The organism is Streptomyces sp. NBC_01551, from assembly GCF_026339935.1.
GTDB lineage: Bacteria > Actinomycetota > Actinomycetes > Streptomycetales > Streptomycetaceae > Streptomyces.
In genome coordinates, this window is the sequence record NZ_JAPEPX010000001.1 from 5,724,167 (window position 1) to 5,749,804 (window position 25,638).

Annotated in this window: 28 protein-coding genes; 11 read left to right on the top strand and 17 right to left on the bottom strand. The window is 72.6% G+C overall.

The genetic code is table 11. From position 1 onward, the window contains the following. Positions 1-103: 103 nt before the first annotated feature. Both OG982_RS25855 and OG982_RS25860 read right to left on the bottom strand, forming a co-directional pair. Positions 104-918, bottom strand: a protein-coding gene (locus OG982_RS25855; protein WP_266949290.1) for an IS5 family transposase whose coding sequence is annotated in 2 segments (ribosomal slippage) — positions 104-589 and positions 592-918 — 813 coding nt in all. Because the reading frame shifts where the segments join, the coding sequence is not laid out codon by codon here. 68 nt (positions 919-986) lie between these two features. Next, positions 987-1,850, bottom strand: coding sequence for an alpha/beta fold hydrolase (locus OG982_RS25860; RefSeq protein ID WP_266782674.1), 864 nt, complete (start codon positions 1,848-1,850; stop codon positions 987-989). A 286-nt stretch (positions 1,851-2,136) separates the two neighbouring features. On the opposite strand from OG982_RS25860, the gene OG982_RS25865 reads away from it, so the two are divergent. Continuing rightward, complete coding sequence (locus OG982_RS25865) at positions 2,137-2,910, top strand: GntR family transcriptional regulator (RefSeq protein ID WP_266782672.1); 774 nt, start codon at positions 2,137-2,139, stop codon at positions 2,908-2,910. A 379-nt stretch (positions 2,911-3,289) separates the two neighbouring features. On the opposite strand, the gene OG982_RS25870 is transcribed toward OG982_RS25865, so the two are convergent. From OG982_RS25870 to OG982_RS25880, 3 genes are all read right to left on the bottom strand, one after another. After that, on the bottom strand, positions 3,290-4,444 hold the full coding sequence (locus tag OG982_RS25870; RefSeq protein WP_266782670.1) for an ROK family transcriptional regulator: 1,155 nt from the start codon (positions 4,442-4,444) through the stop codon (positions 3,290-3,292). Positions 4,445-4,544: 100 nt separating this feature from the next. Beyond that, positions 4,545-5,195, bottom strand: a complete 651-nt coding sequence (locus tag OG982_RS25875) for a response regulator transcription factor (protein ID WP_266782668.1) — start codon at positions 5,193-5,195, stop codon at positions 4,545-4,547. Positions 5,196-5,199: 4 nt separating this feature from the next. Next, positions 5,200-6,375: a sensor histidine kinase gene (locus OG982_RS25880; RefSeq protein ID WP_266782666.1), complete on the bottom strand. Its 1,176-nt coding sequence runs from the start codon at positions 6,373-6,375 to the stop codon at positions 5,200-5,202. A gap of 108 nt (positions 6,376-6,483) precedes the next feature. Here OG982_RS25880 and OG982_RS25885 point away from each other — a divergent pair, with 108 nt between their 5' ends. From OG982_RS25885 to OG982_RS25895, 3 genes are read left to right on the top strand one after another with little or no spacing between them, the layout of a single operon-like run. Next, a complete protein-coding gene (locus tag OG982_RS25885; protein ID WP_266782664.1) occupies positions 6,484-7,395 on the top strand; it encodes an ABC transporter ATP-binding protein in 912 nt (303 codons plus the stop codon). Between the two features lie 36 nt (positions 7,396-7,431). After that, positions 7,432-8,181 (top strand): ABC transporter permease subunit, encoded by a 750-nt coding sequence (locus OG982_RS25890; RefSeq protein WP_266782662.1) that lies wholly within the window; start codon positions 7,432-7,434, stop codon positions 8,179-8,181. Positions 8,182-8,221: 40 nt separating this feature from the next. Continuing rightward, a complete protein-coding gene (locus tag OG982_RS25895) occupies positions 8,222-8,656 on the top strand; it encodes a hypothetical protein (protein ID WP_266782660.1) in 435 nt (144 codons plus the stop codon). A gap of 22 nt (positions 8,657-8,678) precedes the next feature. Here OG982_RS25895 and mug read toward each other — a convergent pair whose 3' ends face one another. The 5 genes from mug to OG982_RS25920 form a co-directional block, all read right to left on the bottom strand. Further along, positions 8,679-9,227 carry a G/U mismatch-specific DNA glycosylase gene (mug, locus tag OG982_RS25900; protein WP_266791696.1) on the bottom strand — a complete coding sequence of 183 codons (549 nt, stop codon included), beginning with the start codon at positions 9,225-9,227 and terminating at the stop codon, positions 8,679-8,681. Continuing rightward, on the bottom strand, positions 9,224-10,657 hold the full coding sequence (purB, locus tag OG982_RS25905) for an adenylosuccinate lyase (protein WP_266782658.1): 1,434 nt from the start codon (positions 10,655-10,657) through the stop codon (positions 9,224-9,226). Before purB ends, mug begins: the two co-directional genes overlap by 4 nt. A 71-nt stretch (positions 10,658-10,728) precedes the next feature. Continuing rightward, positions 10,729-11,520 carry an SGNH/GDSL hydrolase family protein gene (locus OG982_RS25910; protein WP_266782656.1) on the bottom strand — a complete coding sequence of 264 codons (792 nt, stop codon included), beginning with the start codon at positions 11,518-11,520 and terminating at the stop codon, positions 10,729-10,731. Positions 11,521-11,624: 104 nt separating this feature from the next. Beyond that, entirely contained in the window at positions 11,625-12,650 is a 1,026-nt protein-coding gene (locus tag OG982_RS25915) for a hemolysin family protein (RefSeq protein ID WP_266782654.1), read from the bottom strand. Beyond that, complete coding sequence (locus tag OG982_RS25920; RefSeq protein WP_266782652.1) at positions 12,647-13,987, bottom strand: hemolysin family protein; 1,341 nt, start codon at positions 13,985-13,987, stop codon at positions 12,647-12,649. Before OG982_RS25920 ends, OG982_RS25915 begins: the two co-directional genes overlap by 4 nt. 216 nt (positions 13,988-14,203) lie before the next feature. Here OG982_RS25920 and OG982_RS25925 point away from each other — a divergent pair, with 216 nt between their 5' ends. After that, complete coding sequence (locus tag OG982_RS25925; protein WP_266782650.1) at positions 14,204-14,629, top strand: GNAT family N-acetyltransferase; 426 nt, start codon at positions 14,204-14,206, stop codon at positions 14,627-14,629. Here the strand turns inward: OG982_RS25925 and OG982_RS25930 are convergent, their stop codons facing one another. The 5 genes from OG982_RS25930 to bioB all read right to left on the bottom strand — a co-directional run bounded on the left by OG982_RS25930 (position 14,630) and on the right by bioB (position 19,125). Continuing rightward, positions 14,630-15,304 (bottom strand): class I SAM-dependent methyltransferase, encoded by a 675-nt coding sequence (locus OG982_RS25930; RefSeq protein ID WP_266782648.1) that lies wholly within the window; start codon positions 15,302-15,304, stop codon positions 14,630-14,632. 12 nt (positions 15,305-15,316) lie between these two features. After that, the gene (locus OG982_RS25935; RefSeq protein ID WP_266782646.1) at positions 15,317-15,751 is read right to left on the bottom strand and encodes a hypothetical protein; all 435 of its coding nucleotides are present in this window, start codon (positions 15,749-15,751) and stop codon (positions 15,317-15,319) included. 123 nt (positions 15,752-15,874) lie between these two features. Then, positions 15,875-16,594 (bottom strand): dethiobiotin synthase, encoded by a 720-nt coding sequence (gene bioD, locus OG982_RS25940; protein WP_266782644.1) that lies wholly within the window; start codon positions 16,592-16,594, stop codon positions 15,875-15,877. Position 16,595: 1 nt separating this feature from the next. Continuing rightward, complete coding sequence (locus OG982_RS25945; protein ID WP_266782642.1) at positions 16,596-17,918, bottom strand: adenosylmethionine--8-amino-7-oxononanoate transaminase; 1,323 nt, start codon at positions 17,916-17,918, stop codon at positions 16,596-16,598. After that, complete coding sequence (bioB, locus tag OG982_RS25950; protein ID WP_266782640.1) at positions 17,911-19,125, bottom strand: biotin synthase BioB; 1,215 nt, start codon at positions 19,123-19,125, stop codon at positions 17,911-17,913. The genes OG982_RS25945 and bioB overlap by 8 nt, the downstream gene beginning before the upstream one ends. Positions 19,126-19,284: 159 nt before the next feature. Here bioB and OG982_RS25955 point away from each other — a divergent pair, with 159 nt between their 5' ends. Further along, entirely contained in the window at positions 19,285-20,481 is a 1,197-nt protein-coding gene (locus tag OG982_RS25955) for an 8-amino-7-oxononanoate synthase (protein WP_266782638.1), read from the top strand. A gap of 25 nt (positions 20,482-20,506) precedes the next feature. Here OG982_RS25955 and OG982_RS25960 read toward each other — a convergent pair whose 3' ends face one another. Continuing rightward, positions 20,507-20,728 carry a DUF397 domain-containing protein gene (locus OG982_RS25960; protein ID WP_266782636.1) on the bottom strand — a complete coding sequence of 74 codons (222 nt, stop codon included), beginning with the start codon at positions 20,726-20,728 and terminating at the stop codon, positions 20,507-20,509. A 12-nt stretch (positions 20,729-20,740) separates the two neighbouring features. Further along, on the bottom strand, positions 20,741-21,625 hold the full coding sequence (locus OG982_RS25965) for a helix-turn-helix transcriptional regulator (protein WP_266782634.1): 885 nt from the start codon (positions 21,623-21,625) through the stop codon (positions 20,741-20,743). 197 nt (positions 21,626-21,822) lie between these two features. Here OG982_RS25965 and OG982_RS25970 point away from each other — a divergent pair, with 197 nt between their 5' ends. From OG982_RS25970 to OG982_RS25990, 5 genes are all read left to right on the top strand, one after another. Next, the gene (locus OG982_RS25970; RefSeq protein WP_266782632.1) at positions 21,823-22,275 is read left to right on the top strand and encodes an ATP-binding protein; all 453 of its coding nucleotides are present in this window, start codon (positions 21,823-21,825) and stop codon (positions 22,273-22,275) included. A 341-nt stretch (positions 22,276-22,616) separates the two neighbouring features. Next, positions 22,617-22,919: an urease subunit gamma gene (locus OG982_RS25975; RefSeq protein ID WP_266782630.1), complete on the top strand. Its 303-nt coding sequence runs from the start codon at positions 22,617-22,619 to the stop codon at positions 22,917-22,919. A gap of 12 nt (positions 22,920-22,931) precedes the next feature. Continuing rightward, entirely contained in the window at positions 22,932-23,243 is a 312-nt protein-coding gene (locus tag OG982_RS25980; protein ID WP_266782628.1) for an urease subunit beta, read from the top strand. Continuing rightward, a complete protein-coding gene (locus OG982_RS25985) occupies positions 23,236-24,957 on the top strand; it encodes an urease subunit alpha (protein ID WP_266782626.1) in 1,722 nt (573 codons plus the stop codon). The genes OG982_RS25980 and OG982_RS25985 overlap by 8 nt, the downstream gene beginning before the upstream one ends. Then, entirely contained in the window at positions 24,957-25,637 is a 681-nt protein-coding gene (locus OG982_RS25990) for an urease accessory protein UreF (protein WP_266782624.1), read from the top strand. The genes OG982_RS25985 and OG982_RS25990 overlap by 1 nt, the downstream gene beginning before the upstream one ends. Position 25,638: the final 1 nt, after the last annotated feature.

The following is a 25,638-nucleotide window of genomic DNA, read 5'->3' on the forward strand; positions in this document are numbered from 1 at the left end:
CAGGGGCAATGTCCCGGGGCCCTCTCCCTCTTCGCCTCGGTGTTCTCCCCGGTGTTCTCCTCGGCCTTCTCCCCGCGTTCTCCTCGGCGGGCCCTTAGAACTGCTATCGGAATGACTTCAGGCGCCGCCAGCAGATGAGTGAGCAAGCGAGGCTGAGGAATGCCTCGTGGATGTCGTCGCGTACTTCCCAGCGGATCCGTAGCCGGCGGAACCAGTGCAGGTGGGCGAAGGTCCGCTCGACGACCCAGCGGTCGGTGCCGAGGCCGGATCCGTGTGGGACGCCGCGTCGGGCGATAACGGGTTTCACGCCCAGGGCCCAGGCCAGACGCCGGTACTTGTCGTGGTCATAGCCGCGGTCCCCGAGCACGGTGTCGGGCCGCTGACGCGGTCGGCCGCGCTTGCCGCGGACCGGTGGAACGGCTTGGAGAAGGGGGATGAACTGGGTGACGTCGTTGCGGTTGCCGCCGGTCAGGGTGGCAGCAAGCGGAATGCCGGTGGCGTCGGTGATCAGGTGGTGCTTGCTGCCATTCCTGCCCCGGTCAACGGGGCTTCGCCCTGTCTTGGGGCCCCCTTTAACGCGCGTATGTGGGAGCCGTCGACCACGGCCCGTGAGAAGTCCAGGGCATCCGCTCCACGAAGCCGGGCCAGAAGGGTTTCGTGTAGTCGTGGCCAGACGCCAGCCTCGGTCCACTCGGCCAGGCGTCGCCAGCACGTCATGCCCGACCCGAAGCCCAGTTCCTGCGGGAGGTGTTCCCATGCGATCCCGGTGTGCAGCACGAACAGGATGCCCTGGCACACCAGCCGGTCCGGATGCCGCTTCCGACCAGGATGACGAGCCCGACGCTCCACCCTCGGCAGGAGCGGCTCGATCACCACCCAAAGCTCATCGTCTACTTCCCACGGCTTCCGCCGAGCCATCCTGCACCCCCAGATCAAGGCTCTTCAGGGCCATCCAACCAGCCCGAAGATCATTTCGTTAGGGGTTGTTAGGCCGTCGCCGGGGCCGTCTCCCGTGCCGCCGCCCGCGCCGTGTCCAGGATCACGCGGGAGACCAGCGCCGGGTCGTCGTGCATGGGTACGTGGCCACAACCCGGCAGCCGCACCAGCCGGGCGCCCGGGATGGTGTGCTTGGCCCGGACGCCCTGGCGGCGCAGCAGCAGCCGGTCGCGGCTGCCCCAGGCGATCGTCACCGGCAGGCCGGGCACGTCCTCGGTGAACCGTACGGACCCGCCGGCCGCCAGGGTCTGCTCGAACCCGGTGGCCTCGCGCAGGGCCAGGGTCTCGGCGACCACGGCCCCGGGCGCGCGGCGGGCCGGGGCGGCGTAGATGCTGCCGGTCAGCGCGGCACGCCCGGCGGCGCTCCGCGAGAGCCGCTCCAGCGCGGGCAGGGGCAGCGCCTTGGCGCCGACCCGCATCGCCCTGAGGGTGGCGAAGGCGTACCGGCGTTCCCCCTCCGTCCAGAACCCGGCGGGGGACAGGGCGGTGACCGAGCGGGCCAGGCGGGTCCGGCCCATCTCCAGCGCGAGCAGCCCGCCGAGGGAGTTCCCGGCGACGTGCGGGCGCTCGACGCCGAGCGCCGCGGCGAGGGCTCCGAGGGCCGGGGCGACGGTCGCCAGGTCGTACGGAACCCCCTCGGGCAGCGGCTCCGAGGTCCCGAAGCCGGGCAGGTCGACGGCGATGACGTCGTATTCGGCGGCCAGGATGTCGGTCACCGGCTGCCAGGCCTGGAGGTGGTGGCCGATGCCGTGCAGCAGAAGAAGCGGTTCGCCGGCGCCCTTGCGCTCGTAGGCGACGGTGGTGGTGCGGGGACCCAGCGGCGAATCGATCGTGAAGGAGACCGTGGCGGTCATGCTGCTCCTCGTCGGGTGGACGCGTATGAGACAGGCCGTCAGTAATGACTACAGCCATGATTACCGCCCGGTAGCCCTTGACTACAAGCCTTCGAGGACAGCGAGAACATCCCGTGAACGGCTTGATACGTATGCCCGATCTGCCCGGCAAAGGGATGAGGATTGGTCTTGACCAAGGGATTGCGCCGTCTTATCGTCGCAGGGATAGTGCAGGAACCTTTAATAAACAAGGGCGCGGAACTGCCGCTGGAACACGGCGATTGCAGCGATGGCAGGAGGAGTCAGGGTGGGGACCACGCAGCTCGAATCGGTACCGGAGCCGAAGTACTGGCACCTCAAGACCGTGCTCAGCGAGGCGCTGGACCAGGATTTCGCCGTGGGTGAGATCCTGCCGAACGAGCGTGAGCTCGCCGCCCGCTTCGGCGTCGCCCGTGCGACCCTGCGCCAGGCCCTGGAGCAGCTGGAACTCGAAGGCCGTCTGCAGCGCCGGCGCGGCGTCGGCACCACCGTGGCCCCGCCGCGCGTGGGCGTCGCCGTCGGCAGCGCCCAGCACAGCTGGCCCGGCGAGAGCGCCGACGGCTGGGAGGCCGTGGACGCCGCCGAGGCCCTGCCCACCGCCGCCGTCCTGAAGCTGCTCGCCACCGGAACGGGAACCGCCGCGTTCGCCGCCGACCAGCCCGTACACATCGTGCGCCGGACCCGCGTCACGCAGGGGCAGGCCGTCGCCGCCGAGCTGCTGTACGTGCCGGCCGCCTCCGTGCCCGGCCTCTCCGCCATCGACGCCCCGGTCGGTCCGGCGCGCGCCCGCGCCGTCCTGCGCGAGCTCCAGCGGCTCGCCCTCGACGGGCAGGACCGCTCGGTGGAACTCGGCTCGGCCCGCGCTGACGACGCCAAGGAACTCGACCGGCTGCCGGGCGCCCCGGTGCTGCTCGTCACCACCCGCTACTTCACCGCTGCGGGGACGGCCGCCGTCTCGGTCGCCACCTATCGCGCCGACACCTGCCGGCTCACCTTCGGCGACTCGGGCGTGGAGATCACGGAAACCCGCGTCGCCTCCTGACCCGCCCGCTGACGCCGTACCGCACCGGCCGCCCGCACATCGCGGGCCCGGTGCGGCGGCGTTTCCGCTGTCGCGGGCGCGCCGCTGTCGCGGGCGCCGTCGACTGGGGGCGTCGACACCCCGGGCGGCGACCACGCAGGCCGGTGAGCCGGGAGCCCGGGAGCGGTCGGCTCGTACGGGCCGTCAGCAGCGTGGCCGACGACGGGTACGGGGAATCCCGAAGGCCGGATCGCGGTGAAGCCACGGGCCGGTCCGCCGGTCCGCCTGTCGGCCTGTCGGCCTGTCGGCCTGTCGGCCTGTCGGCCTGTCGGCCTGTCGGCCTGTCGGCCTGTCGGCCGGTCCGCCTGTCGGCCGGTCCGCCCGTCGGTCGGCCCGCTGGTCAGCGGCTGGCGGTGACCGTCTTCTCCACCGCGAACAATTCTTCCTCCACGTGATCCAGCGCCAGCCGCAACGCCCCGGTCGCCACCGCGGCCTCGCCGAGCAGGGACTGCGCCACCCGCGGCGGGCGCAGGCAGTACCGCTCCAGTTCCTGGCGCAAGGGGTCCAGGACCCCGTCCAGGCCGGCCGCCCAGCCGCCGACCACCACCAGCTCCGGATCCATGGCCAGGACCAGCGCCGCGACGTCGTGCACCAGGCGCTGGATGAACCGCTCCACGGCGGCCACCGCACGCTCGTCGCCGCGCTTGGCCATGGCGAAGACCTCGGCGACGGCCTGCTCGTCCAGCGGGTGCAGTGGTTCGCCGGTCGTCGACAGCAGCCGCTCGGGCGTGACCTCGCGTCCCAGCAGGTGCAGCGCGCCGATCTCGCCGGCCGCCCCGCCGAAGCCCCGGTGCAGCCGGCCGCCGATCAGCGAGCCGGCCCCCGGACTCAGGCCCGCCATCACGAAGACCATGTCGCCGGTGTCCCGCGCCGCGCCCTTCCAGTGCTCGGCGACCGCCGCCGCGTTCGCGTCGTTCTCCACCTGTACCGGGCAGCGGAACGAACGCCGCAGCCGTTCCCCGAGCGGCAGCCCGGTCCAGCCGGGCAGCGCGGTGCCGAGGCGGACGGTGCCGTCCGCCTCCACGATCCCCGGGCTGCCGACCCCGACCGCCCGCAGGGAGTCCCGGGGGACCCCGGCCCGGCGCAGCAGGTCGGCCACCGCCGCCCGCACCCGCTCCAGCCGCTCATCGGCCGACGCGTCCTCGGCGACCTCCTTGGTACCGGCGCCGATCACCCGCCCGTCCAGCCCGGACAGCAACACCGCGATGCGGTGCGAGCCGATCTCTATGCCCAGCAGATGACCCGCCTCGGTACGGAAGCGGAACCTCCTGGCCGGCCGCCCCTGCCGCCGCGCGCCTTCCTCCGCGTCGGCCTCGACGACGAGCCCGGTCCCGATCAGCCCTTCCACCACACCTTCGACGGTCGGCCGGGAAAGCCCGGTCACCCGTGTCAGGTCCGTGAGGGTCGGCGATCCGGCCGCACGCAGTGCCCGCAGTACGACGGCGGAATTGATCCGCCGGAGCAGAGAGGGATCCCCGCCGGTCAGCTGCCCCAACGTGTGTCCTCCCAGCTAGCGAGCTTGTCAGCCGGATCGTACTGCGCCGCTGGTGCGGGGGCGAGAAGCGGCCCCCCATCGGCCGGAACCGGTCGCTCCTTCAGGAGGGGGAGACGAATCCGGACTCGTACGCCATGATGACCGCCTGGGTCCGGTCCCGCGCCCCCAGCTTCGCCAGAATCGCGCTGACATGGGACTTCACCGTCTCCGTGCCGACGATCAGCTCGCCGGCGATCTCCACATTGGTCAGCCCCCGCGCCATCAGCCGCAGCACGGCCTCCTCCCGCTCGGTCAGCGCGGCCCGCTCCAGCAGCACCCGCGCCTTGCGGTTCCCGTACTCCGCGGCCAGGGCCCGCACCGCGGCGGGGAAGAGCAGGGTCTCGCCCTCCGCGACCAGCCGTACCGCGTGCACGATCTCCGAGGGACGGGAGCGCTTCAGCAGGAAGCCGTCCGCCCCCGCCCGCAGCGCCTCGTAGACGTACTCGTCGTTCTCGAAGGTCGTCACCACGAGGATCTTCGGCGGGCAGTCCACCGTCCGCAGCACCGCCCGCGTCGCCTCGATCCCGTCGAGCAACGGCATCCGCACGTCCATCGCCACCACGTCCGGACGCAACTGCCGCACGAGCGGGACCACGGAGGCCCCGTCCGCGGCCTCACCCACCACCTCGATGTCGGGCTGGGCGTCCAGGACGGCGCGCAGACCCGCGCGCACCAGGGGTTCATCATCGACGAGCAGTACGGTAACCGGCATCCGGTCAGCGTATTCGCTCCAGCGGAAGCCGGACGCGCACCCTCCAACTGCCCTCGTGTGGACCGGTCTCGGCCTCCCCGCCCAACAGGCCGGCGCGCTCCCGTATCCCGCGCAGCCCGCTCCCGCTACCCGACATCACGGAGGGTCGCTCCGGCAGCGGATTCGACACCTCCATCGCCAGCCGGCGCTCGCTCATCTCGATCCTCACCCGGACGGACACGGGACCGCAGTGCCGCAGCACATTGGTGAGCGCCTCCTGAAGGATCCGGTACCCCTCCCGGGTGACGGGCCCGGGCAACTTCTCCAGCGGACCCGTCAGTTGCGCGTCCACCGTGGCCCCGGAGGCGCGGGCCGACTCGAAGAGCCGGTCCGCCTCCACCAGCGTCGGCCGCTGGGAGGGCGACTGCCCGGACTCGCGCAGCACCATCAGCACCCGCTCCAGATCCTCCAGCGCGGCCCGGCCCGTCTCCTCGATCGCGCTGAGCGCCCGCTCGGTGAACTCCGGGTCGCCGGCGGCGCGGGCGGCGCCCGCCTGCACCACCGCCACCGTCAGCGCGTGCCCGATGGAGTCGTGTAGCTCGCGCGCGATCCTGGTCCGCTCCAGCAGCTGCTCGGTGCGTGCCTCCAGCGCGGTGAGACGCTCGGCCGCCGAAGGTCCCAGCAGCCGCTTGGCGATCGCGGTGATCAGGTCACCGAGCAACGCCACTATGCAGATGAGCAGGACCGGCGGCACCGGCACGAGCAGTGCGGCGGCCCAGCGCGGCGGGTAGAACGGCAGCATGTGATCCGCTGCCAGTGGATGCCCGGACGCGATCGCCACCAGCTCGACGGTCATGAACGGCAGCCACACCGTGGGGAACATGGCGGCGAGCGAGACCACGCACCGGACCTCCAGCCACAGCAGCGTCCGCCACCGGTCGCTCCAACGCGCCGACGGGGCCGTACTGATGGTGCTCTCGGCCCCGTCCCAGTCGTGCGGGGTGAGCAGGAACCGCGCCTGCAGCCCCTCGGCGAGCCGCACCCACGGAACCAGCCCCAGCGGAATGACGACGAGCAGCGGTACCCACGGCGCCTCGGGCTCTATGAACATCCAGACGGCCAGCATCAGGATGGGCACGCAAAGGTGCAACCAGCGTGAGTAGGTCACTGGTTGGAACGGGGCGCGGAGCAGTCGGTACATGCACTCATCGTGACAGGGTGCAGGTCACGGCCGTCTCCCCCACGTGGGGGAGACGCTACCCCCGCGTGGGGGAGGGAGGGGGAGGGGGCCGGCGGCGAGTCTTGAGCCATGAACAGCATCGAGATCCGAGAACTGACCAAGGAATACGGCCGTACCCGGGCCGTGGACCACCTCACCTTCGACGTTCTGCCCGGACGGGTCACCGGCTTCCTGGGCCCCAACGGCGCCGGCAAGTCCACCACGATGCGCCTGCTGCTGGGTCTGGACCGGGCCACGTCCGGTACGGCCACCATCGGCGGGCAGCGGTTCACCGACTTCCCCGACCCGCTCCACCGGGTCGGCGCGCTCCTGGACGCACAGGCGGCCCACGGCGGTCGCACCGCCCGGGACCACCTCCGCTTCCTCGCCGCCGCGAACCGCATCCCGATGAGCAGGGTGGAGGAGGTCCTGGAACAGGCCGGGATCGCCTCGGCGGCCAAGCGGCGGATCAAGACCTTCTCGCTCGGGATGCGCCAGCGCCTCGGCATAGCGGCCGCGCTGCTGGGCGACCCGGGGGTGCTGCTGCTGGACGAGCCGACGAACGGGCTCGACCCCGAGGGCATCATCTGGATCCGCGAGCTGATGCGCACGCTCGCCGCCGAGGGGCGCACGGTCCTGGTCTCCAGTCACCTGATGTCCGAGACGGCCGCGTTCGCCGACCACCTGGTCGTGCTCGGCCAGGGGCGGCTGCTGGCCGACACCTCGATGAAGGCGTTCATCGACGCCCGCAGCACCCCGAGAGTGCGGCTGCGGACCTCGGATCCGATCCGGCTCAGGGCCGCCCTCGCCCGGGACGACTTCGAGATGGTCACCGCCGATGACGGGCGCTGGACCGTCGAGGGCATACAGGCCGAGCAGCTCGGCGCCCTGGCGGCCCGTGAAGGCATCCCGATGCTGGAACTCTCCGACGAGCGCGCCTCGCTGGAGCAGGCCTACCTGGATCTCACGGCCGATCACGCCCAGTTCGCCGCCACCCGCTGACATTCCCCCGTCCCTCTCCACCCAGGAGGCTTCGCCATGAGCACCGCCCTGCCCACCAGGCCCGTCCTGCACTCGGAATGGATCAAGATACGGTCCCTGCGCGGCACGTTCGGGTCCCTGATCGCCATCTTGTTCGTCACCGCCGGGATCCAGGCGCTGACGTCCGCGGCGATAGGCCAGGCCGAGGAAGGCAGCATGGGGGACGATCCGCTCCTCGCGGCCTTCTACGGGATCACCTTCGGCCAGATAGCCGCCATGGCCTTCGGCGCGACCGCTCTCTCTTCGGAGTTCCACGACGGAGGCCTGCGCACCTCGCTGGTCGCGGTCCCGAACCGGGCCCGTTTCTACCTGTCGAAGATCGCCACGGTGGGCGGACTGGCCTTCGTGGCGGGCCAGGTCGCCGGGTTGGCGACGTTCGTGGCCGGCCAGTCGTTCATGGGGCCCTACACCATCGAGCTGGGAGCCCCGGGCACCTTCCGGGCCGTGTTCGGCTGCGGGATGTACCTGACGCTGATGGCCCTGTTCGCGGCGGGCCTGACGGCCGTGCTGCGGAGCGCGACGGCCGTGCTGAGCCTCCTCATACCGTTCGTGCTGATGCTGTCCTTCGTCATCGGCGCGGGTGCCAAGGGCGTGGCCGAGTTCCTGCCGGACCGGGCCGGCCAGATGATGATGCGGGCGGAGGCCGGCAGTGTCGTAGGCCACTGGCAGGGTCTCGGTGTGCTCACCCTGTGGGCGGCGCTCGCGGTCATCGGCGGCTGGCTGGCGGTGCGTCGGCGCAACGCGTGACGCCGGGCCAGTTGTCAGTGGCCCCCGGGATACTGACGGTATGACCACGGCAGAGCATCTCGACACGATCGACCGGCTCCGGACGCGTGATTTCCCCGAGGTCCAGGGCCGGTCCGAGGTGGGCACCAGCGGCCCCGGCTATCACCTGGCCGAGCTGGGCGGCAGCCGCTGGTACGGGGACGAGGACGCGGCCGACCGGATAGCGGAGGAGGAGCAGGTCTCGGCCGAGTTCGATGCGCTGAGCCTGAGGCTGGCGGAGCGTTGGGGAGAGGCCGACACCTTCAGTCTCGGCAGCCTCGCACTGCGGCCGCCGGGCGAGGAAGTGCCGCAGCCCTGGCGGGAGATCGGCGACACGTCCGAGCAACTGAACCTGTGGCGGGCCGGGGACCGCTGGGTCGCGCTCTACGAGGCCCGCTGGGGAACCGACCACTCGCCCCAGCTGATGGCGGCGGTGACGGTGATCGATCCGCCGTAGGGGTCGCTGGCCCTCGGGGTCGTCAGTCCCCGGGGGCGGGGTCGGCGGCCGCCCGGAGGCGGGCGTACTCCTGGGCCATGGACTCCGCGGTCCAGTGGGCGTTGAGGCCGCTGGGGTTGGGGAGGGCCCAGATGCGGGTGGAGCCGATCATCCGCTCCTGGGGGCCGATCTGGGCCCTCCGCTCGCCGAATGCCGTGCGGTAGGCGGTAACGCCGACCACCGCCAGCCACTGCGGGCGCAGGAGCTCCACCTTCGCCGTCAGGATGCGCCCGCCCTCGCGGAATTCCTCGGCGCTCAGCTCGTCGGCCCGGGCGGTGGCGCGGGCGACCACGTTGGTGATGCCGAGCCGGTAGGTCAGCAGCTCCTCCTGCTCGGCGGGGGCCAGCCGGCGCGGGGTGAAGCCGGACAGGTGCAGCACCGGCCAGAAACGGTTGCCGGGGCGGGCGAAGTGGTGGCCCGTCGCGGCGGAGAGGAGACCCGGGTTGATCCCGCAGAACAGCACACGCAGACCGCCCGCGACCACGTCCGGGAGGACGCGGTCGCGGGCGGCGTTCAGCTCGTCGGGGGTCAGAGGATCGACCCCGGCGCGTACCCGGCGGCCTCCGGGTGCTGCTTGGCGATCGCCTCGATACGGGAGACCACCGCCGCGACCTGGTCGCCCGCGGCGCCCGTGAAGGACAGCTTGTCGGCCATCAGAGCGTCGAGCTGGGCCCGGTCGAGCGGCATCCGCTCGTCGGCGGCCAGCTTGTCCAGCAGCTCGTTGCGCTCGGCGCCCTGCTCGCGCATGGCGAGCGCGGAGGCCACCGCGTGCTCCTTGATGACCTCGTGGGCGGCCTCGCGGCCCACCCCGGCCCGCACCGCGCCCATCAGCACCTTGGTGGTGGCGAGGAATGGCAGGTAGCGGTCCAGCTCGCGCGCGACGACGGCCGGGAAGGCGCCGAACTCGTCGAGGACCGTCAGGAAGGTCTCCAGCAGGCCGTCGAACGCGAAGAACGCGTCGGGCAGGGCCACGCGGCGGACCACGGAGCAGGAGACGTCGCCCTCGTTCCACTGGTCGCCCGCCAGCTCGCCGGTCATCGAGGCGTAGCCGCGCAGGATGACCATCAGGCCGTTCACGCGCTCGCAGGAGCGGGTGTTCATCTTGTGCGGCATCGCCGACGAGCCGACCTGGCCGGGCTTGAAGCCCTCGGTGACCAGCTCGTGGCCGGCCATCAGGCGGATGGTCTTGGCGATCGAGGACGGGGCGGCGGCCAGCTGCACCAGGGCGGTGACCACGTCGTAGTCGAGCGAGCGCGGGTAGACCTGGCCGACGGAGGTGAAGGCCTGGGCGAAGCCGAGGTGGGCGGCGATCCGCTGCTCCAGGTCGGCCAGCTTGGCGGCGTCGCCGCCCAGCAGGTCGAGCATGTCCTGGGCGGTGCCGACGGGGCCCTTGATCCCGCGCAGCGGGTAGCGGCCGAGCAGGTCCTCCAGGCGCGCGTACGCGACCAGCAGCTCGTCGGCGGCGGTGGCGAAGCGCTTGCCCAGGGTGGTCGCCTGCGCGGCGACGTTGTGGGAGCGGCCGGCCATGACCAGCTCGGCGTGCTCGCCGGCCAGCTTGCCGAGGCGGGCGAGGACGGCGACCGTGCGGTCGCGGGCCAGCTCCAGGGAGAGCCGGATCTGGAGCTGCTCGACGTTCTCGGTGAGGTCGCGCGAGGTCATGCCCTTGTGGACGTGCTCGTGGCCGGCGAGGGCGTTGAACTCCTCGATCCGGGCCTTCACGTCGTGCCGGGTGACCTTCTCGCGTTCGGCGATGGAGGCGAGGTCGACCGTCTCCAGGACGCGCTCGTAGTCGGCGAGGGCGGCGTCCGGAACCTCGATACCGAGGTCCTTCTGGGCACGCAGGACGGCGAGCCACAGCCGCCGCTCCAGCGTCACCTTGTACTCGGGGGACCACAGGACGGCGAGCTCCGCGGAGGCGTAGCGGCCGGCCAGGACATTGGGGATGCGGGGCTTGGCTGTCACGTGGAGTGATTCTACTTGGGCCGCCGCTGTGGCTTTACGCAGGTAGGGGCCATGCTCCGGATTGTGGCTTGCTACGAGAGCCGGTCGGCGGCGCGGTCCCCGTACGGCAGCAGTTCCGGCCGCTTGGGCGGGAGCCCGTCGCCGCTGGAGCGGCCGGTCAGCCGGCGCCCTATCCAGGGCAGCAAGTGCCGGCGGGCGAAGCTCAGGTCCTGGGAGCGGCGTGCGGCCCAGCCCGGCGCCGCCTCGGCGGCCAGTTCGGTGCGCCAGTCCCCCTCGGGCGGCAGGCCCAGGGTCTGCCAGACCGCCTCCGCCACGCGGCGGTGGCCCTCGGGCGTCAGGTGCAGCCGGTCCACGTCCCACATGCGGGGGTCCGCGAGCGCGGGAACCCCGTACAGGTCCACGACGAGGGCGCCGTGCCGGTCGGCGAGCTCCCCGATGACGGCGAACAGCTCCTCCATGCGCGGCCGGAACCGGTCCATCACCGGACCGTTGCGCCCGGGGGAGCGCATCAGGACCAGCTGCCGGCAGGACGGGGCGAGGAGGGCCACGGACTCCTCCAGGTGCGCGCGCACCCGGCCCATGTCGACCTTGGGCCGCAGGGCGTCGTTGAGGCCGCCGACCAGGGTGACCAGGTCGGCGCCCATGGCCGCCGCCGTCGGGGCCTGCTCCTCGGCGATCTGCCCGATCAGCTTCCCGCGGACCGCGAGGTTCGCGTACCGGAAGCCCGGTTCGCGCGCGGCCAGCCGGGCGGCGAGCAGATCGGCCCAGCCCCGGTAGGAGCCGTCGGGCAGCGCGTCGGACATGCCTTCGGTGAAGGAGTCGCCGACCGCGACGAAACTGGTGTAACGCGCATTCATCTCCATGGCGGGAGAGATGTTACCGCGCGGTACCGCCACCCCGTGGACGGAGTGGCGGCACCAGCGCGCTGACCTGTGCCGATCCGGTGCAGGCGATGACCGCGAGACGGTTACATGGACGCGGGCCTGTCGAACAGCTCGCGCAGCACGTCCTCCATCGTCACCAGGCCCGTCATGGCGCCGTCCGCCCCGAGCACCGCCGCCAGATGCGTACGGCTGCGCCGCATCGCGGTCAGCACGTCGTCCAGCGGGGTCTCCGCCCGTACCTGGGCGATCGGCCGCAGCGTGGGCACCGGGAACGGCTCGTCCCGCTCCGTCGCGTCCGCGTCCAGGGCGTCCTTGACGTGCAGGTAGCCGAGGATCCGCTGCTCCGCGTCGATCACGGGGAAGCGGGAGTACCCCGACTCGGCGGACAGCCGCTCCAGCCCGGCCGGGGTGATGCCGACCCGCGCCGAGACCACCCGGTCCGCGGGCAGCACCACATCGGTGACCGGCCGCCGCCCCAGTTCCAGGGCGTCGTACAGCCGCTCGCGCGCCCGGTCGTCGAGCAGTCCCGCGGCGGAGGAGTCCTTGACGATCCGGGCCAGCTCGTCGTCGGAGAAGGTGGCCGAGACCTCGTCCTTGACCTCGACGCGCAGGAGCCGCAGCAGGGCGTTGGCGAACGCGTTGATGGCGAAGATCACCGGCCGCAGCGCCCGGGTCAGGGTCACCAGCGGCGGCCCCAGCAGCAGAGCGGTGCGCACCGGCTCCGCCAGCGCCACGTTCTTCGGCACCATCTCGCCGAAGAGCATGTGCAGGTACGTGGCCAGCGCCAGCGCCACCACGAAGGAGATCGCGTGCGTCACCCCGCCCGGCACCCCGACGGCGTCCAGCAGCGGGGTCAGCAGGTGAGCGATGGCCGGCTCGGCCACCACACCCAGCACCAGGGTGCACAGCGTGATGCCCAGCTGCGCCGCCGCCATCAGCGCCGACACGTGCTCCAGGCCCCACAGCACGGCGCGGGCGCGCCGGTCGCCCTGCTCGGCGTACGGCTCGATCTGGCTGCGCCGCACCGAGATCAGCGCGAACTCCGCGCCGACGAAGAAGGCGTTGACGACCAGGGTCGCCAGGCCGATCAGCAACTGGATCGCGGTCATCGGGTCCCCTCCGCACCGTCGTCGCCGGTGGGCTCGACCGGCTCGTGCAGCAGCACCCGCGCGGCCCGGCGCCCGCTGGCGTCCACCACGTCCAGCCGCCAGCCGTCCAGCTCCAGGCTGTCGCCGACTGCCGGGATCCGGCCCAGCTCGGTCGCTATCAGCCCGGCCAGCGTCTCGTACGGCCCGTCCGGCACCCGCAGCCCGATCCGTTGCAGCTGATCGGTGCGCGCGGCGCCGTCGGCGGAGTAGAGCGCGCGCCCGGAGGCGTCCGTACCGGCCGGGGCCAGGTCCGGGGTCTCGTGCGGGTCGTGCTCGTCGCGGACCTCGCCCACGACCTCCTCGACGATGTCCTCCAGGGTGACGACACCGGCGGTGCCGCCGTACTCGTCGATCACCACGGCCATCGTCTGCTTGCCGGACAGCCGGTCCAGCAGCCGGTCCACGGTCAGCGACTCCGGTACGAGGAGGGGCGGGCGCAGCAGCTGTGAGACGGATGTGCGGTGCCGCTCCTCGGCCGGCAGGGCCAGTACGTCCTTGATGTGGACGGTGCCCACCACGGTGTCGAGGTTGGACCGGTAGACGGGGAAGCGCGACAGGCCGGTGGCCAGCGTCGCGTTCGCCACGTCCTCGGCGGTGGTCTGGACGTCGAGGGCGGTCACCTGGACGCGCGGGGTCATCACGTTCTCCGCAGTCAGGTCGGCCAGGTTCAGGGTCCGCACGAACAGCTCGGCGGTGTCCTTCTCCAGAGCGCCCGCCTTGGCGGAGTGCCGCGCCAGCGCCACCAGCTCCTGCGGGCTGCGCGCGGAGGCCAGCTCCTCGGCCGGCTCCAGGCCGAAGCGGCGCACCGTGTGGTTCGCGGTGGTGTTCAGGTGCCCGATGAGCGGCCTGAAGGTGCGGCTGAAGATCCGCTGCATGGTGGCCACGCGCTTGGCGATGGCCAGCGGCGAGGAGATGGCCCAGTTCTTCGGCACCAGCTCGCCCACGACCATCAGGACGACGGTCGACAGCGCGGTGCCCAGGACCAGGGCGGTGGAGGAGGCGGCGCCGGCCGACAGCCCCATGGACTCGAACGGACCCTGTAGCAGGGCGGCGATCGAGGGCTTGGAGATCATGCCGATGACCAGGCCGGTCACGGTGATGCCGAGCTGGGCGCCGGACAGCTGGAACGTCAGGCTGCGGACGGCGGTCAGGGCGCTCTCCGCGCCCCGCTCGCCGCGCTCGACGGCGCCTTCGAGCTCGCTGCGCTCGACGGTGGTCAGCGAGAACTCCGCCGCGACGAAGACTCCGCAGGCAAGGCAGAGCAGCAGCGCCACGACGAGCAGGAGCACTTCGGTCATCGGTCGGTCACCTCCGTCCCATGATCAGTCAGGCGGAGGGGGAGCGCGCGATGTCGGCTGCGGCGGTGTCGGGTACTGGGAGGCTCGCCCATGGGCGGACGCTCACACCTTTCGATCGAGGGGAACGGGTCGAACAGCTGCTCACATGGTAAAGGACGGGCAAAGGCGTCGGATCGTCCTTCTGGCGGAGCGGACCCGGATGATGGGATCCGGGGCATGAGCGATCTTCACATCGGCCCTGCGTCGGCGGCCGATCTGCCCGCCGTCCTGGCATTCTGGCGGACCGCCGCCGAGGGTACGAGCATCAGCGACGATCTCGCCGGCGTCGAGCGGCTCCACGACCGCGACCCGCGGGCGCTGCTGCTCGCCCGCCGCGACGGCGAGCTGGTCGGCACCGTGATCGCCGGGTTCGACGGCTGGCGCTGTCACCTCTACCGGCTCGCCGTGCACCCGGGCCACCGGCGCCGGGGCATCGGGTCCGCGCTGCTGGCCGCCGCCGAGGAGCGCTTCGTGGAGCTGGGCGGACGGCGCGCGGACGCGATGGTGCTCGACCGCAACGAGGGGGCCCACGGGGCGTGGGACGCGGCCGGCTACCACCCCGAGGGCCACTGGACGCGCTGGGTCAAGCCGCTGACCGGGTGACTACCCGGCGTCCGGGCGCCGGCGGGCCGCGCCGATCACGCAGTACGAGGACGGCAGCGCGGGTCCGCCCTCCGGGACCCGGACGCCGCGCACGGCCGTGATCTCGAACCCGGCCTCCTCGATCGCGGCCAGCGGCTCCCGCGCGGTGTGGCAGCCTCCGCACAGCCGCGGCCACACCGTCCGGTCCAGCACCCGCTGGACGGCGGCCATGCCCCGGCCGGGGGCGCGGCCGTGCTCGAAGAAGCGCAGCTCCGAGCCCGGGCGCAGGACGCGGTGGAGCTCGGAGAGGGAGCGCGGCAGGTCCCGTACCGAACACAGGACGAGACAGGCCACCGCCCCGTCGAAGGACTCGCTCTTGACCGGCAGGGCCTCGGCCACGCCCGGCACCACGTCGACGGGCACCTCGACGCGCAGCCCCGCCTCCACGGCGTGCCGGCGCAGCAGGCGCTCCGGTTCGACCGCGACGACCTCGGACACGGCGCCGGGGTAGTGCGGGAAGTTGAGGCCGTTGCCCGCGCCGATCTCGATGACCCGGCCGCTCAGCCCGGCCAGGAGCTCCTCGCGGAGTCTGCCGACCCCGGCGCGCGCGTCGGCCTGCACGCTCATGCGAGCGTAGAAACGGGCGAACAGGGGATGGTGAACCGGATCCTGCGGCGGGCGGCTGCGACGGGGCACGGCGACTCCTCCTCATGCGGACGGGCGCATACCGCCATGTTCCCCCGCCGGCGGCCGCCTCATCCCGGGAACGCGCCGGGCTCCGCGGCGGCTACCGCGCGGGGCCGGAGCGGCGGCCCGCCCCGAGCCCCGCCCTGAGCCTCGATCCGAGCCCCGCTCCGAGCGCCGCACCTCGACCCGTCCCACGCCCCGACCCGTCCCGCGCCCCGACCCGCGTCCCAGCAGGGCCGACTGCTCGCTCTTCAGACGGGTGAAGCGGTCGCGGGTGTACTCCATCAGCTCCCGCCCAGGGAACGGCATGACGGACAGGTGCTCGGCGTAGTCGCCCTGGGCCCACCGCGCGGCGGTGATCTCGTAGCCGGAGACGTGCGCGCAGAGCTGGAGCAGGGCCGGCGGCATCTCCTCCTCGATGAGGAGATCGGCCTTGGTGACCACCACGTCGCGCATCGCCCGGATGTTGGGCCTGGCGCTGCGCCAGCCGCAGCCCGTTGAGGTACGTCGCCAGGTACCCGACGAACGCCGGCGTGACGGTCACGATCGCCGTGGCCACGAGGGACGCCGCCCCGCCGGTCAGGCCGGCCAGGCGGCGGCGAAGGCCTCCGGGGACCAGGTGCCGTGCAGGGAAGGGGCCAGCCAGGAGGGGGCCGAGGCGCGGAAGTCGGCGGGCGACAGGGTGCCCGAGCCCTCCGGGACCGCGCCGAGCAGCGGCAGCCCCGAGGAGCCGGGGAGGTCGGCCAGGTTGCAGCGGCAGGCCAGGTCCGGGTCGGCCGGCCAGCTGCCGATCACGACGCCCAGCGCCGCCAGCTCGCGCGCCCGCAGGGCCTCGGCCGTGAGGGTCGTGGAGTTGAGCGTGCCGAGGGCCGGCGGGGTGACGACCAGTACCGGCGCCGCCAGCAGCCGGGCCGCGTCGGCCAGCGTGTGGCCGGCCTCGTCGAAGCGGACGAGGAGCCCGCCGGCGCCCTCCACCAGGACCAGCTCGTGGTCCAGGGAGAGCCGCCGCGCCGCCTGCGCGATCTGCGCGGGGGAGAGCGTGGGCAGCCCGGAGCGCCGGGCCGCCGTGTCCGGGGCCAACGGCTCCGGGTAGCGGGCCAGTTCCACCGCCGTCACCTGCGCGCCGGCCAGCCGGACCGCTTCCGCGGCGTCCCCGGGCTCCGTCGGCCCCACGCCCGTCTGGGCGGGCTTGAGGACCGCGACGGAGCGGCCGGCGGCCACGGCGGACGCCGCGATCGCGGACGTGACCACCGTCTTGCCGATCTCCGTGCCCGTGCCGGATATGAAGACGACCGGCATGTCAGCCCTCCTTCGCCGCGGCGCACACCGCGCGGCAGATACGGGCGACGTCGGCGTCGCCCGTGACGAACGGCGGCATGGTGTAGATCAGGTCCCGGAACGGGCGCACCCAGACGCCCTCGCGGACCGCCGCCCGGGTGGCGGCCGCCACGTCGACCGGGTGGTCCAGCTGGACGACGCCGATCGCGCCCAGCACCCGGACATCTCGAACACCGGGCAGTTCCGCGGCCGGGGCCAGGCCCTCCCGCAGGCCCGCCTCGATGCGCTTGACCTCGCGCTGCCAGTCCTGGCCGAGCAGCAGGTCGATCGAGGCCGACGCCACCGCCGTGGCCAGCGGGTTGCCCATGAAGGTCGGCCCGTGGGCGAGGACCGGGACCTCGCCCCGGGAGATCCCGTCGGCCACCCGCGCCGTGCACAGCGTCGCCGAAAGGGTGAGGTAGCCGCCGGTCAGGGCCTTCCCGACGCACATCACGTCCGGGGTGATCCCCGCGTGGTCCGCCGCGAACAGGGCGCCGGTGCGGCCGAACCCCGTGGCGATCTCGTCCAGGACGAGCAGGACCCCGTACTCCTCGCACAGTTCGCGCAGCACCCGCAGGTACCCGGGGTTGTGGAAGCGCATGCCGCCCGCGCCCTGCACCACCGGCTCCACGATCACGGCCGCCAGCTCGTCCGCGTGCGCGGAGATCATGGAGCGCAGGTGGTCGGCGTACGCCGGGTCAACGGGCGTGTCGAAGCCGCCGGGCGGGGCGTCCGCGAAGACCTGGCGCGGGAGGGCTCCCGACCAGAGTTCGTGCATGCCGCCCTCGGGGTCGCAGACGGCCATCGGCTGCCAGGTGTCCCCGTGGTAGCCGCCGCGCCAGGTCAGCAGCCGCGTCTTGCCGGGGCGGCCGATGGAGCGCCAGTACTGGAGGCACATCTTCACCGCGACCTCGACCGCGACCGAGCCGGAGTCGGCGAGGAAGACGTGCTCCAGGCCGGCCGGGCTGATCTCGACGAGCTTCGCGGCCAGCCGGACGGCGGGCTCGTGGGTGAGCCCGCCGAACATGACGTGTGACATCCGGCCGAGCTGGTCGGTCGTGGCCTCGTTCAGCACCGGGTGGTTGTAGCCGTGGATCGCCGACCACCAGGACGACATGCCGTCGACCAGCTCGTCCCGGCCCTCGGCCGGCTCGGCCAGCCGCAGCCGCACCCCCGAGGCCGAGGCGACGATCAGCGGCTCCTGCTTCCCGGGCATCGGGCCGTACGGGTGCCAGACGTGCTGCCGGTCCAGCGCGAGCAGTGCGGAGGCCGGCAGCGCGTCGTACGCCTGGGTCTGATCAGGCATTCGGTGCGATGTCCGTTCCCGCCCCGCGTCGGCGCACCGCCACCAGGTCCGAGCGCACCTCGCCCGCGTCCGCCTGGGCGGGGACCGCCTCGTGGCCCGAGCAGCCTCCGCACGCCGAACCGCAGCCCGCCCCGGCCGGGGCGGCCGCGCCGGCCGCGGAACCGCAGACCCCGCCCGCGGGCGCCGCCGCGGCCGTCGCCTCGGAGCGGTGCGCGGGGAGGGTCGTCGTACCGGCGCCCTCCACCTCGAAGCCGGCGTCGGCGATCATGTCGAGGTCGGCCTGGCCGGCCTGGCCCTCGCTGGTGAGGTAGTCGCCGAGGAAGATCGAGTTGGCCAGATGCAGCGCCAGCGGCTGCATCGTGCGCAGGTGCACCTCGCGGCCGCCCGCGATCCGGACCTCCACGTCGGGGCAGACGAAGCGGACCATCGCGAGGATCCGCAGCGCGCGCTGCGGGGTGAGGTTCCACTCCTTGGCGAGCGGGGTGCCCTCGAAGGGGATCAGGAAGTTGACCGGCACCGAGTCGGCGTCGAGCTCGCGCAGCGCGTAGACGACGTCGATCAGGTCCTCGTCGCTCTCGCCCATGCCCGCGATCAGGCCCGAGCAGGCCGACAGGCCGGCGGCGTGCGCCTTCTGCACGGTGTCGACGCGGTCGGCGTACGTGTGGGTCTTGGTGATGTCCCCGTACGTCGCCTCGGAGGTGTTGAGGTTGTGGTTGTACGCGTCCGCGCCCGCGTCGCGCAGCCGCTCCGCCTGGCCGTCCGAGAGCAGGCCGAGGCACGCGCAGACCTCGATGCCCTCGTTGCCCTCCTTGATGGCCTCGATGGTCTTGCCGACCCGGTCCACGTCGCGGTCCGTCGGACCGCGCCCGCTCGCCACCAGGCAGACCCGCTTGGCCCCGCCCGCGACCCCGGCCGCGGCGGCCTGGGTGGCCTCCTCGGGCTTCAGCCACGTGTACTTGAGGATCTCCGCCTTCGATCCCAGGCGCTGGGAACAGTAGGAGCAGTCCTCCGGGCAGAGGCCGGATTTCAGGTTGACGAGGTAGTTCAGCTTGACCCGACGTCCGAACCACTGGCGGCGCACCTTGCCGGCCGCGGCCACAACGTCGAGCAGTTCGTCGTCCGAGGTCGCCAGTACGGCCAGCGCCTCTTCGCGGGTCGGCAGCTCACGCCGCAGTCCCTTGTCCACCAGGGTGTTCAGCAGGTCCATGGTCCGAATCCTGGACCACACGACCACTCCCGGCCAAGGAGAGATCGGACAACATGGCCTGATTGGAGTGTGTGTATCACCACACCTGACACAGAGGTCACGCCCACTAGGGTCGGTCGCAGCTCTGTGGACAGCCGACAAAACGCGAGGACCCCGCCGATGCCCCAGCACACCCCCGACGCCGCGGCCGCCGGGCCCGGTCCGGCCTTGGACGTCTTCGCCTGGATCGACGACGCCGAGCGGGCGCGCGAAGAGGCGGGGCTGGTGCGGACGCTGCGTCCCCGGCCGGCCTCCTCGCCGCTGCTGGACCTCGCGAGCAACGACTACCTCGGCCTGTCCCGGCACCCCGAGACGGTCCGGGGCGCCCGGGACGCCGCCGAGCGCTGGGGCGCCGGAGCCACCGGATCGCGCCTGGTCACCGGCACGACCGAGCTGCACGCCGAGCTGGAGCGGGAACTCGCCGACTTCTGCGGTTTCGAGGCCGCGCTGGTGCTCTCCTCGGGATACGCCGCCAACCTCGCCGCCGTGACCGCCCTCAGCGACCGGGGCACGCTGGTCGTCTCCGACGCCGGGAACCACGCCTCGATCGTCGACGGCTGCAGGCTCTCGCGCGCCGAGACCGCGGTGATCCCGCACGCCGACGTGGACGGGGCGCGCAAGACCCTGGCCGCGCACTCGGGCCGGGCCCTGCTGGTGAGCGACTCGGTGTTCTCCGTGGACGGGGACGCCGCCCCGCTCGCCGGGTACGCCGCGGCCTGCCGGGACGAAGGCGCGGCCCTGGTCGTGGACGACGCGCACGGGCTGGGCGTCCTGGGCGCGGGCGGGCGCGGCGCGCTGCACGCGGCCGGGCTCGCGGGCGCGCCCGGGGTGGTCGCCACGCTGACCCTGTCGAAGTCGCTGGGCAGTCAGGGCGGCGCCGTGCTCGGCCCGGCCAAGGTGATCCGGCACCTGGTCAACACGGCCCGGACCTTCATCTTCGACACCGGGCTGGCCCCGGCCGCCGCCGGAGCGGCGCTGGCGAGCCTGCGCCTGCTCGGGCGGGAACCGGAGCGGGCCGGCCTGGCCCGCGAGGTGGCCGCCGAACTGTACGGACGGCTCACCGCGTCCGGCCTGACCGCGGCCCGGCCGGACGCGGCCGTGGTGTCGGTACGGGCCCCGTCGGCTTCGGCGGCACTGCGCTGGGCCGCCGACTGCCGCGAGGCAGGTCTGTCCGTGGGGTGCTTCCGGCCGCCGTCGGTGCCGGACGGCATTTCCCGGCTGCGGCTGACCGCCCGGGCCGATCTCACGGGGGACGAGATCGATCGGGCCGTCAAGACGATCCTGCGGACCGCTCCGGCCGGAGCCACGGACCGGTAGGCGGGACTGGCTTCCTACGACACGGCTAGGGGAGCGCGTCCGCCCGTACACAGGTGAGGAAGCCGTCCCAGGCCGGCCCGGTGAAGAGCACGGCCGGGCCGTCCGTCCGCTTGGAGTCGCGGACGGCCAACAGACCGCCGCGGAGGGCGGCGGCTTCCACACAGTTGTTCATTCCGGTGCTGCGGCTGCTCCGCCGCCACCGCGCGCTGATCAGAAGTCCGCTGGTGGATAAGAGGGTTGCGGACACGGGGGTGCCTCCTTACGCGTCGTCAGCGAGTGAGCTGATGAGATCCGACGAGTCACGGGGCGGGAGGGCGTGCGCCTGGATCGCGCGGAACGCGGCGCTGTAGGCCTCGAGGTCTTCCTTCCGCTCCAGATAGAGGCTACTCGTCAAATGGTCGAGTACCACCACATCCAGATCAGCGATGTCCGGAAATGAAAAAATCACGAACGGTCCTGTCAGGCCGAGATGGCCGCCCACACTGAACGGCAGTACCTGAAGACAGACTTGGGGCAGCTCCGCCACCTCCCTCAGGTGCCGCAACTGCTCGGCCATCACCCCCGGGCCGCCGATCTGCCGCCGCAGCACCGCCTCGTCCAGCACCGCGCTCAGCTTCAGCGGCGGATCCGCCCGCAGCACCGACTGCCGCGCCAGCCGTACGTCGACCAGCGCGTCCACCTTCGGTTCCGGAAGCCCGCCCAACGCGGCCCGGGTCACGGCCCGTGCGTAGTCCGGGGTCTGGAGCAGGCCGGGCACCACCGACAGCTCCACCGTCCGGGCCGAGCGGGCGCCCGCCTCCAGGCTGATGAAGTCCCGGTACTCCTGCGGCAGCAGCCCCCGGTAGTCGTGCCACCACTCGCGACCCCGCCCCGTCCCGGCGCCCGGCCCGGGGCCGGCCGCCGAGGCCGACAGGGCCTCCAGCAGGGCCCGCTGCTGGGCGCTGACCACGTCCCCGTAGGCGTCGAGGAGCGAGCGGATGTCCTCCGGTTTGACCCCGCTGCGCCCCGTCTCGATGCGGCTGATTTTCGACTGGTGCCACCCCACGATCCGGGCCGCCTCACCACTGGTGAGTCCGGACCGGTCGCGCAGGGCTCGCAACTCCTCGCCGAGCTTGCGCCGACGTACCGCGGGACCGTGCTGCATACCCGCTCTCCTTCCACCGGCACAGCTCGCACCAGTCTGCCGTCCAAATACGCTCTTCCGTAGCAGAGTTCACCGCATTGAGCGACAGATATATGCATATCTTGGAGGAACGGCAGCACGGGCGGGACGATGGGTGCCACTCTGGCGCTCAGCACAGATCCGGGGCGGCTCCGCCCCGGTGGGAAAGGGACGTCGCCATGGCAGACCAGCAGGAAGCCTCCATCACTCTGCCGAGCGATCCCGCCTCGGTCTCCGTCGCCCGCCGCTACGTCGCGGAGGTGCTCGAAGAATGGGGACTGCCCGAGGACGCCCAGACCGCCGACACCGTCCGGCTGATCGTCTCGGAGCTCGCGACCAATTCCGTACAGCACACATTCGGCCAGTCGCCCACCTTCACCGTCGAGGTGCGGCTGGAGCGCGGGGAGTGGCTCCGGGTCGGGGTCACCGACAGCCACCCGCGCTGGCCCAAGCGCCTGCCGGCCGCCGTGCAGCAGGACAACGGCCGGGGGATGGTCATCATCCGCTGGCTCGCCGCCGAGGCGGGCGGGCGGCTCTCCGTCTGCCCCACGGAGGACGGCGGCAAGACGGTGTGGATCGCGCTCCCCTGGACCGCGGGCGCCCCGGTGAAGAGCGCCGTCACGGGCTGCTGAAGCGCGCCGGGCGCCCATGAGCGTCCGGGGCCGCGAGCGTCCGGGGCCGCGAGCGTCCGTATACGGAACCGGGTCCGCGGCGGACGCGGGTGTTGAACCGGGAACCTTCCCGAAACGTGGGTTAACTCGGCGGAAAAGCACGGCCCTTAGCGTGAGGGTCACGGCTGTCCGCCAATGATCACCCATGAGCGTGCAAAGCCGTGGTGGTCGGGACGGAAAGCCTTTCTCTGCGTTGGGCAAGACATGCTTGGCACGGATATGCGCAGGTCAACAAAGTGTTGACGGCCCGTAGGGTCGGCCCGGCGCGACGTTGATCATGTCCCGGAAGCTTGGTGATTCGAGTGCAACTGACACCGCATGAGCAGGAGAGACTGCTCATCCACGTGGCCGCAGACGTGGCCGAGAAGCGAAAAGCGCGCGGGGTCCGCCTCAACCACCCCGAGGCGATCGCCCTCATCACCTCCCACATCCTCGAAGGCGCCCGCGACGGCCGGACCGTGGCCGAGCTGATGGCCTCCGGCCGTACGGTGCTCAGCCGTGCGCAGGTCATGGAGGGGATCCCCGAGATGATCCACGACGTCCAGGTCGAGGCGACCTTCCCGGACGGCACGAAGCTCGTCACCGTCCACGACCCGATCGTCTGAGGAGGAGCACCCGTGATTCCCGGCGAAATCCGCTACGGGGACGGCCCGGTGCGCCTCAACGAGGGCCGTCCCGTCACCCGCATCACCGTGCTCAACGCCGCCGACCGGCCGGTCCAGGTCGGCTCCCACTACCACTTCGCCGAGGCCAACCCCGGCCTCGACTTCGACCGCCCGGCCGCCCGCGGGCTCCGGCTCAACATCGCCGCCGGAACCGCCGTCCGCTTCGAGCCGGGCATCCCGGTGGCCGTGGAACTCGTACCGCTGGGCGGGCTGCGCACCGTCCCGGGGCTGCGCGGCGAGACCGGGGGGCCGCTCGATGGCTGAGCTCTCCCGCCCCGTGTACGCCGACCTCTTCGGGCCGACGGCCGGCGACCGGATCCGGCTCGCCGACACCGACCTCTTCGTGGAGATCGAGCAGGACCTCAGCGGCGGCCCCGGACGCTCCGGCGACGAGGCCGTGTTCGGCGGCGGCAAGGTCATCCGCGAGTCCATGGGCCAGGCCCGCACCACCCGCGCCGAGGGCGCCGCCGACACGGTGATCACCGGGGTCGTCGTCCTCGACCACTGGGGCATCGTCAAGGCCGACCTCGGCATCCGCGACGGCCGGATCTGCGGCATCGGCAAGGCCGGCAACCCCGACACCATGGACGGGGTGGATCCCGCCCTGGTCATCGGCCCCGAGACCGAGATCATCGCGGGCAACGGGAAGATCGTCACCGCCGGGGCCATCGACGCCCACGTGCACTTCATCTCCCCGACCGTCATCGAGGAGGCCCTCGCCTCCGGCATCACCACCCTCGTCGGCGGCGGCACCGGCCCCGCCGAGGGCACCAAGGCCACCACGGTCACGCCCGGACCCTGGCACCTGGCCCGGATGTTCGCCGCGCTGGAGGCCTACCCCGTCAACATCGGGCTGCTCGGCAAGGGCAACACCATGTCCCGCGAGGGCATGCACTCCCAGCTGCGCGGCGGTGCCCTCGGATTCAAGATCCACGAGGACTGGGGCGCGACCCCGGCCGTCATCGACGCCTGTCTGAGCGTGTGCGAGGAGACCGGAGCCCAGGTCGCCATCCACACCGACACGCTCAACGAGGCGGGCTTCGTCGCCGACACCCTCGCCGCCATCGCCGGCCGGACCATCCACTCGTACCACACCGAGGGAGCGGGCGGCGGGCACGCGCCCGACATCATCACCGTGGTCTCGGAGCCCAACATACTGCCCAGCTCCACCAACCCGACCCGGCCGCACACCGTCAACACCGTCGAGGAACACCTCGACATGCTGATGGTCTGCCACCACCTCAACCCGGCCGTCCCCGAGGACCTCGCCTTCGCCGAATCCCGGATCCGGCCCTCGACGATCGCCGCCGAGGACGTCCTGCACGACCTCGGCGCCATCTCCATCATCTCCTCCGACTCCCAGGCCATGGGCCGCGTCGGCGAGGTCGTGCTGCGCACCTGGCAGACCGCCCACGTGATGAAGAAGCGGCGCGGCTTCCTGCCCGGCGACGGACCCGCCGACAACCAGCGGGCCCGCCGCTACGTCGCGAAGTACACGATCAACCCCGCCGTGGCCCAGGGACTCGCCCGCGAGATCGGCTCCGTCGAGACCGGCAAACTCGCCGATCTGGTGCTGTGGAACCCTGCCTTCTTCGGCGTCAAGCCCGAGCTGGTCATCAAGGGCGGCCAGATCGCCTACGCGCAGATGGGCGACGCCAACGCCTCCATCCCGACCCCGCAGCCCGTGCTGCCCCGGCCGATGTTCGGCAGCCTGGGGCGGGCACCCGGGCTGAACTCCGTCAACTTCACGGCACAGGCCGCGCTCGACGACGCACTGCCCGAACGGCTCGGACTCGGCAAGGAGTTCGTGGCCATCGAGAGCACCCGCAAGGTGGGCAAGGCGGACATGCGCAACAACGACGCCATGCCGAGGGTCGAGGTCGACGCCGACACCTTCACCGTCACCATCGACGGCGAGGCCGTGGAGCCGGCGCCCGCCGCCGAACTGCCCATGGCACAGAGATACTTCCTCTTCTGATGGCGACCAGCCTCGCCGCGCTGCTCGTCCTCGCCGACGGCCGCTTCCCCGCCGGAGGGCACGCCCACTCCGGCGGGGCGGAGGCCGCCTGCAAGGCGGGCCGCATCCACGACGCCGCCACCCTGGCGGACTTCTGCCGCGGCCGCCTGCACACCGCCGGGCTCGTCGCCGCCGGGCTCGCCGCGGCCGCCGCCCTCGGGCTCGACCCGGCGGAGCTCGACGCCGCGGCCGACGCCCGCACTCCGTCGCCCGCCCTGCGCGCCGCCGGGCGGCGGCTCGGCCGGCAGCTGCTGCGGGCCGCCCGGGCCACCTGGCCCGCCGCCGAACTCGACGCGCTGGCCGCCGCCTTCCCGCGCGGGGCCCACCAGCCCGTGGTGCTCGGCCTCACGGCCCGGGCCGCCGGGCTCGGGCCGCTCGACGCCGCGCACGTGGCCGCGTACGAGAGCGTCAGCGGGCCCGCCACCGCGACCGTACGGCTGCTGGGCCTCGACCCCTTCGAGGCGAGCGGGGTGCTGGCCCGGCTCGCACCCGAACTCGACGCCGTCGCCGCCGAGGCGCAGGCGGCCGCCCTGCGCGCCCGGGCGGCAGGCGTGGAGGAGCTGCCCGCCGCCTCCTCGCCGCTGCTGGAGATCGCGGCGGAGATCCATGCCGACTGGCCGGTACGGCTGTTCGCGTCCTGAG

Coding starts and splice junctions, on each gene's coding strand:
- OG982_RS25985 (WP_266782626.1), top strand. CDS start 23,236: ATGGCTGAGCTCTCCCGCCCCGTGTACGCCGACCTCTTCGGGCCGACG.
- OG982_RS25910 (WP_266782656.1), bottom strand. CDS start 11,520: ATGGAGATGAATGCGCGTTACACCAGTTTCGTCGCGGTCGGCGACTCC.
- OG982_RS25920 (WP_266782652.1), bottom strand. CDS start 13,987: ATGACCGAAGTGCTCCTGCTCGTCGTGGCGCTGCTGCTCTGCCTTGCC.
- OG982_RS25935 (WP_266782646.1), bottom strand. CDS start 15,751: ATGCGCGACGTGGTGGTCACCAAGGCCGATCTCCTCATCGAGGAGGAG.
- OG982_RS25915 (WP_266782654.1), bottom strand. CDS start 12,650: ATGACCGCGATCCAGTTGCTGATCGGCCTGGCGACCCTGGTCGTCAAC.
- OG982_RS25875 (WP_266782668.1), bottom strand. CDS start 5,195: ATGCCGGTTACCGTACTGCTCGTCGATGATGAACCCCTGGTGCGCGCG.
- OG982_RS25970 (WP_266782632.1), top strand. CDS start 21,823: ATGGCAGACCAGCAGGAAGCCTCCATCACTCTGCCGAGCGATCCCGCC.
- OG982_RS25955 (WP_266782638.1), top strand. CDS start 19,285: ATGCCCCAGCACACCCCCGACGCCGCGGCCGCCGGGCCCGGTCCGGCC.
- OG982_RS25880 (WP_266782666.1), bottom strand. CDS start 6,375: ATGTACCGACTGCTCCGCGCCCCGTTCCAACCAGTGACCTACTCACGC.
- OG982_RS25860 (WP_266782674.1), bottom strand. CDS start 1,850: ATGACCGCCACGGTCTCCTTCACGATCGATTCGCCGCTGGGTCCCCGC.
- bioD (WP_266782644.1), bottom strand. CDS start 16,594: ATGCCGGTCGTCTTCATATCCGGCACGGGCACGGAGATCGGCAAGACG.
- bioB (WP_266782640.1), bottom strand. CDS start 19,125: ATGGACCTGCTGAACACCCTGGTGGACAAGGGACTGCGGCGTGAGCTG.
- OG982_RS25885 (WP_266782664.1), top strand. CDS start 6,484: ATGAACAGCATCGAGATCCGAGAACTGACCAAGGAATACGGCCGTACC.
- OG982_RS25890 (WP_266782662.1), top strand. CDS start 7,432: ATGAGCACCGCCCTGCCCACCAGGCCCGTCCTGCACTCGGAATGGATC.
- OG982_RS25945 (WP_266782642.1), bottom strand. CDS start 17,918: ATGCCTGATCAGACCCAGGCGTACGACGCGCTGCCGGCCTCCGCACTG.
- OG982_RS25965 (WP_266782634.1), bottom strand. CDS start 21,625: ATGCAGCACGGTCCCGCGGTACGTCGGCGCAAGCTCGGCGAGGAGTTG.
- OG982_RS25990 (WP_266782624.1), top strand. CDS start 24,957: ATGGCGACCAGCCTCGCCGCGCTGCTCGTCCTCGCCGACGGCCGCTTC.
- OG982_RS25895 (WP_266782660.1), top strand. CDS start 8,222: ATGACCACGGCAGAGCATCTCGACACGATCGACCGGCTCCGGACGCGT.
- OG982_RS25925 (WP_266782650.1), top strand. CDS start 14,204: ATGAGCGATCTTCACATCGGCCCTGCGTCGGCGGCCGATCTGCCCGCC.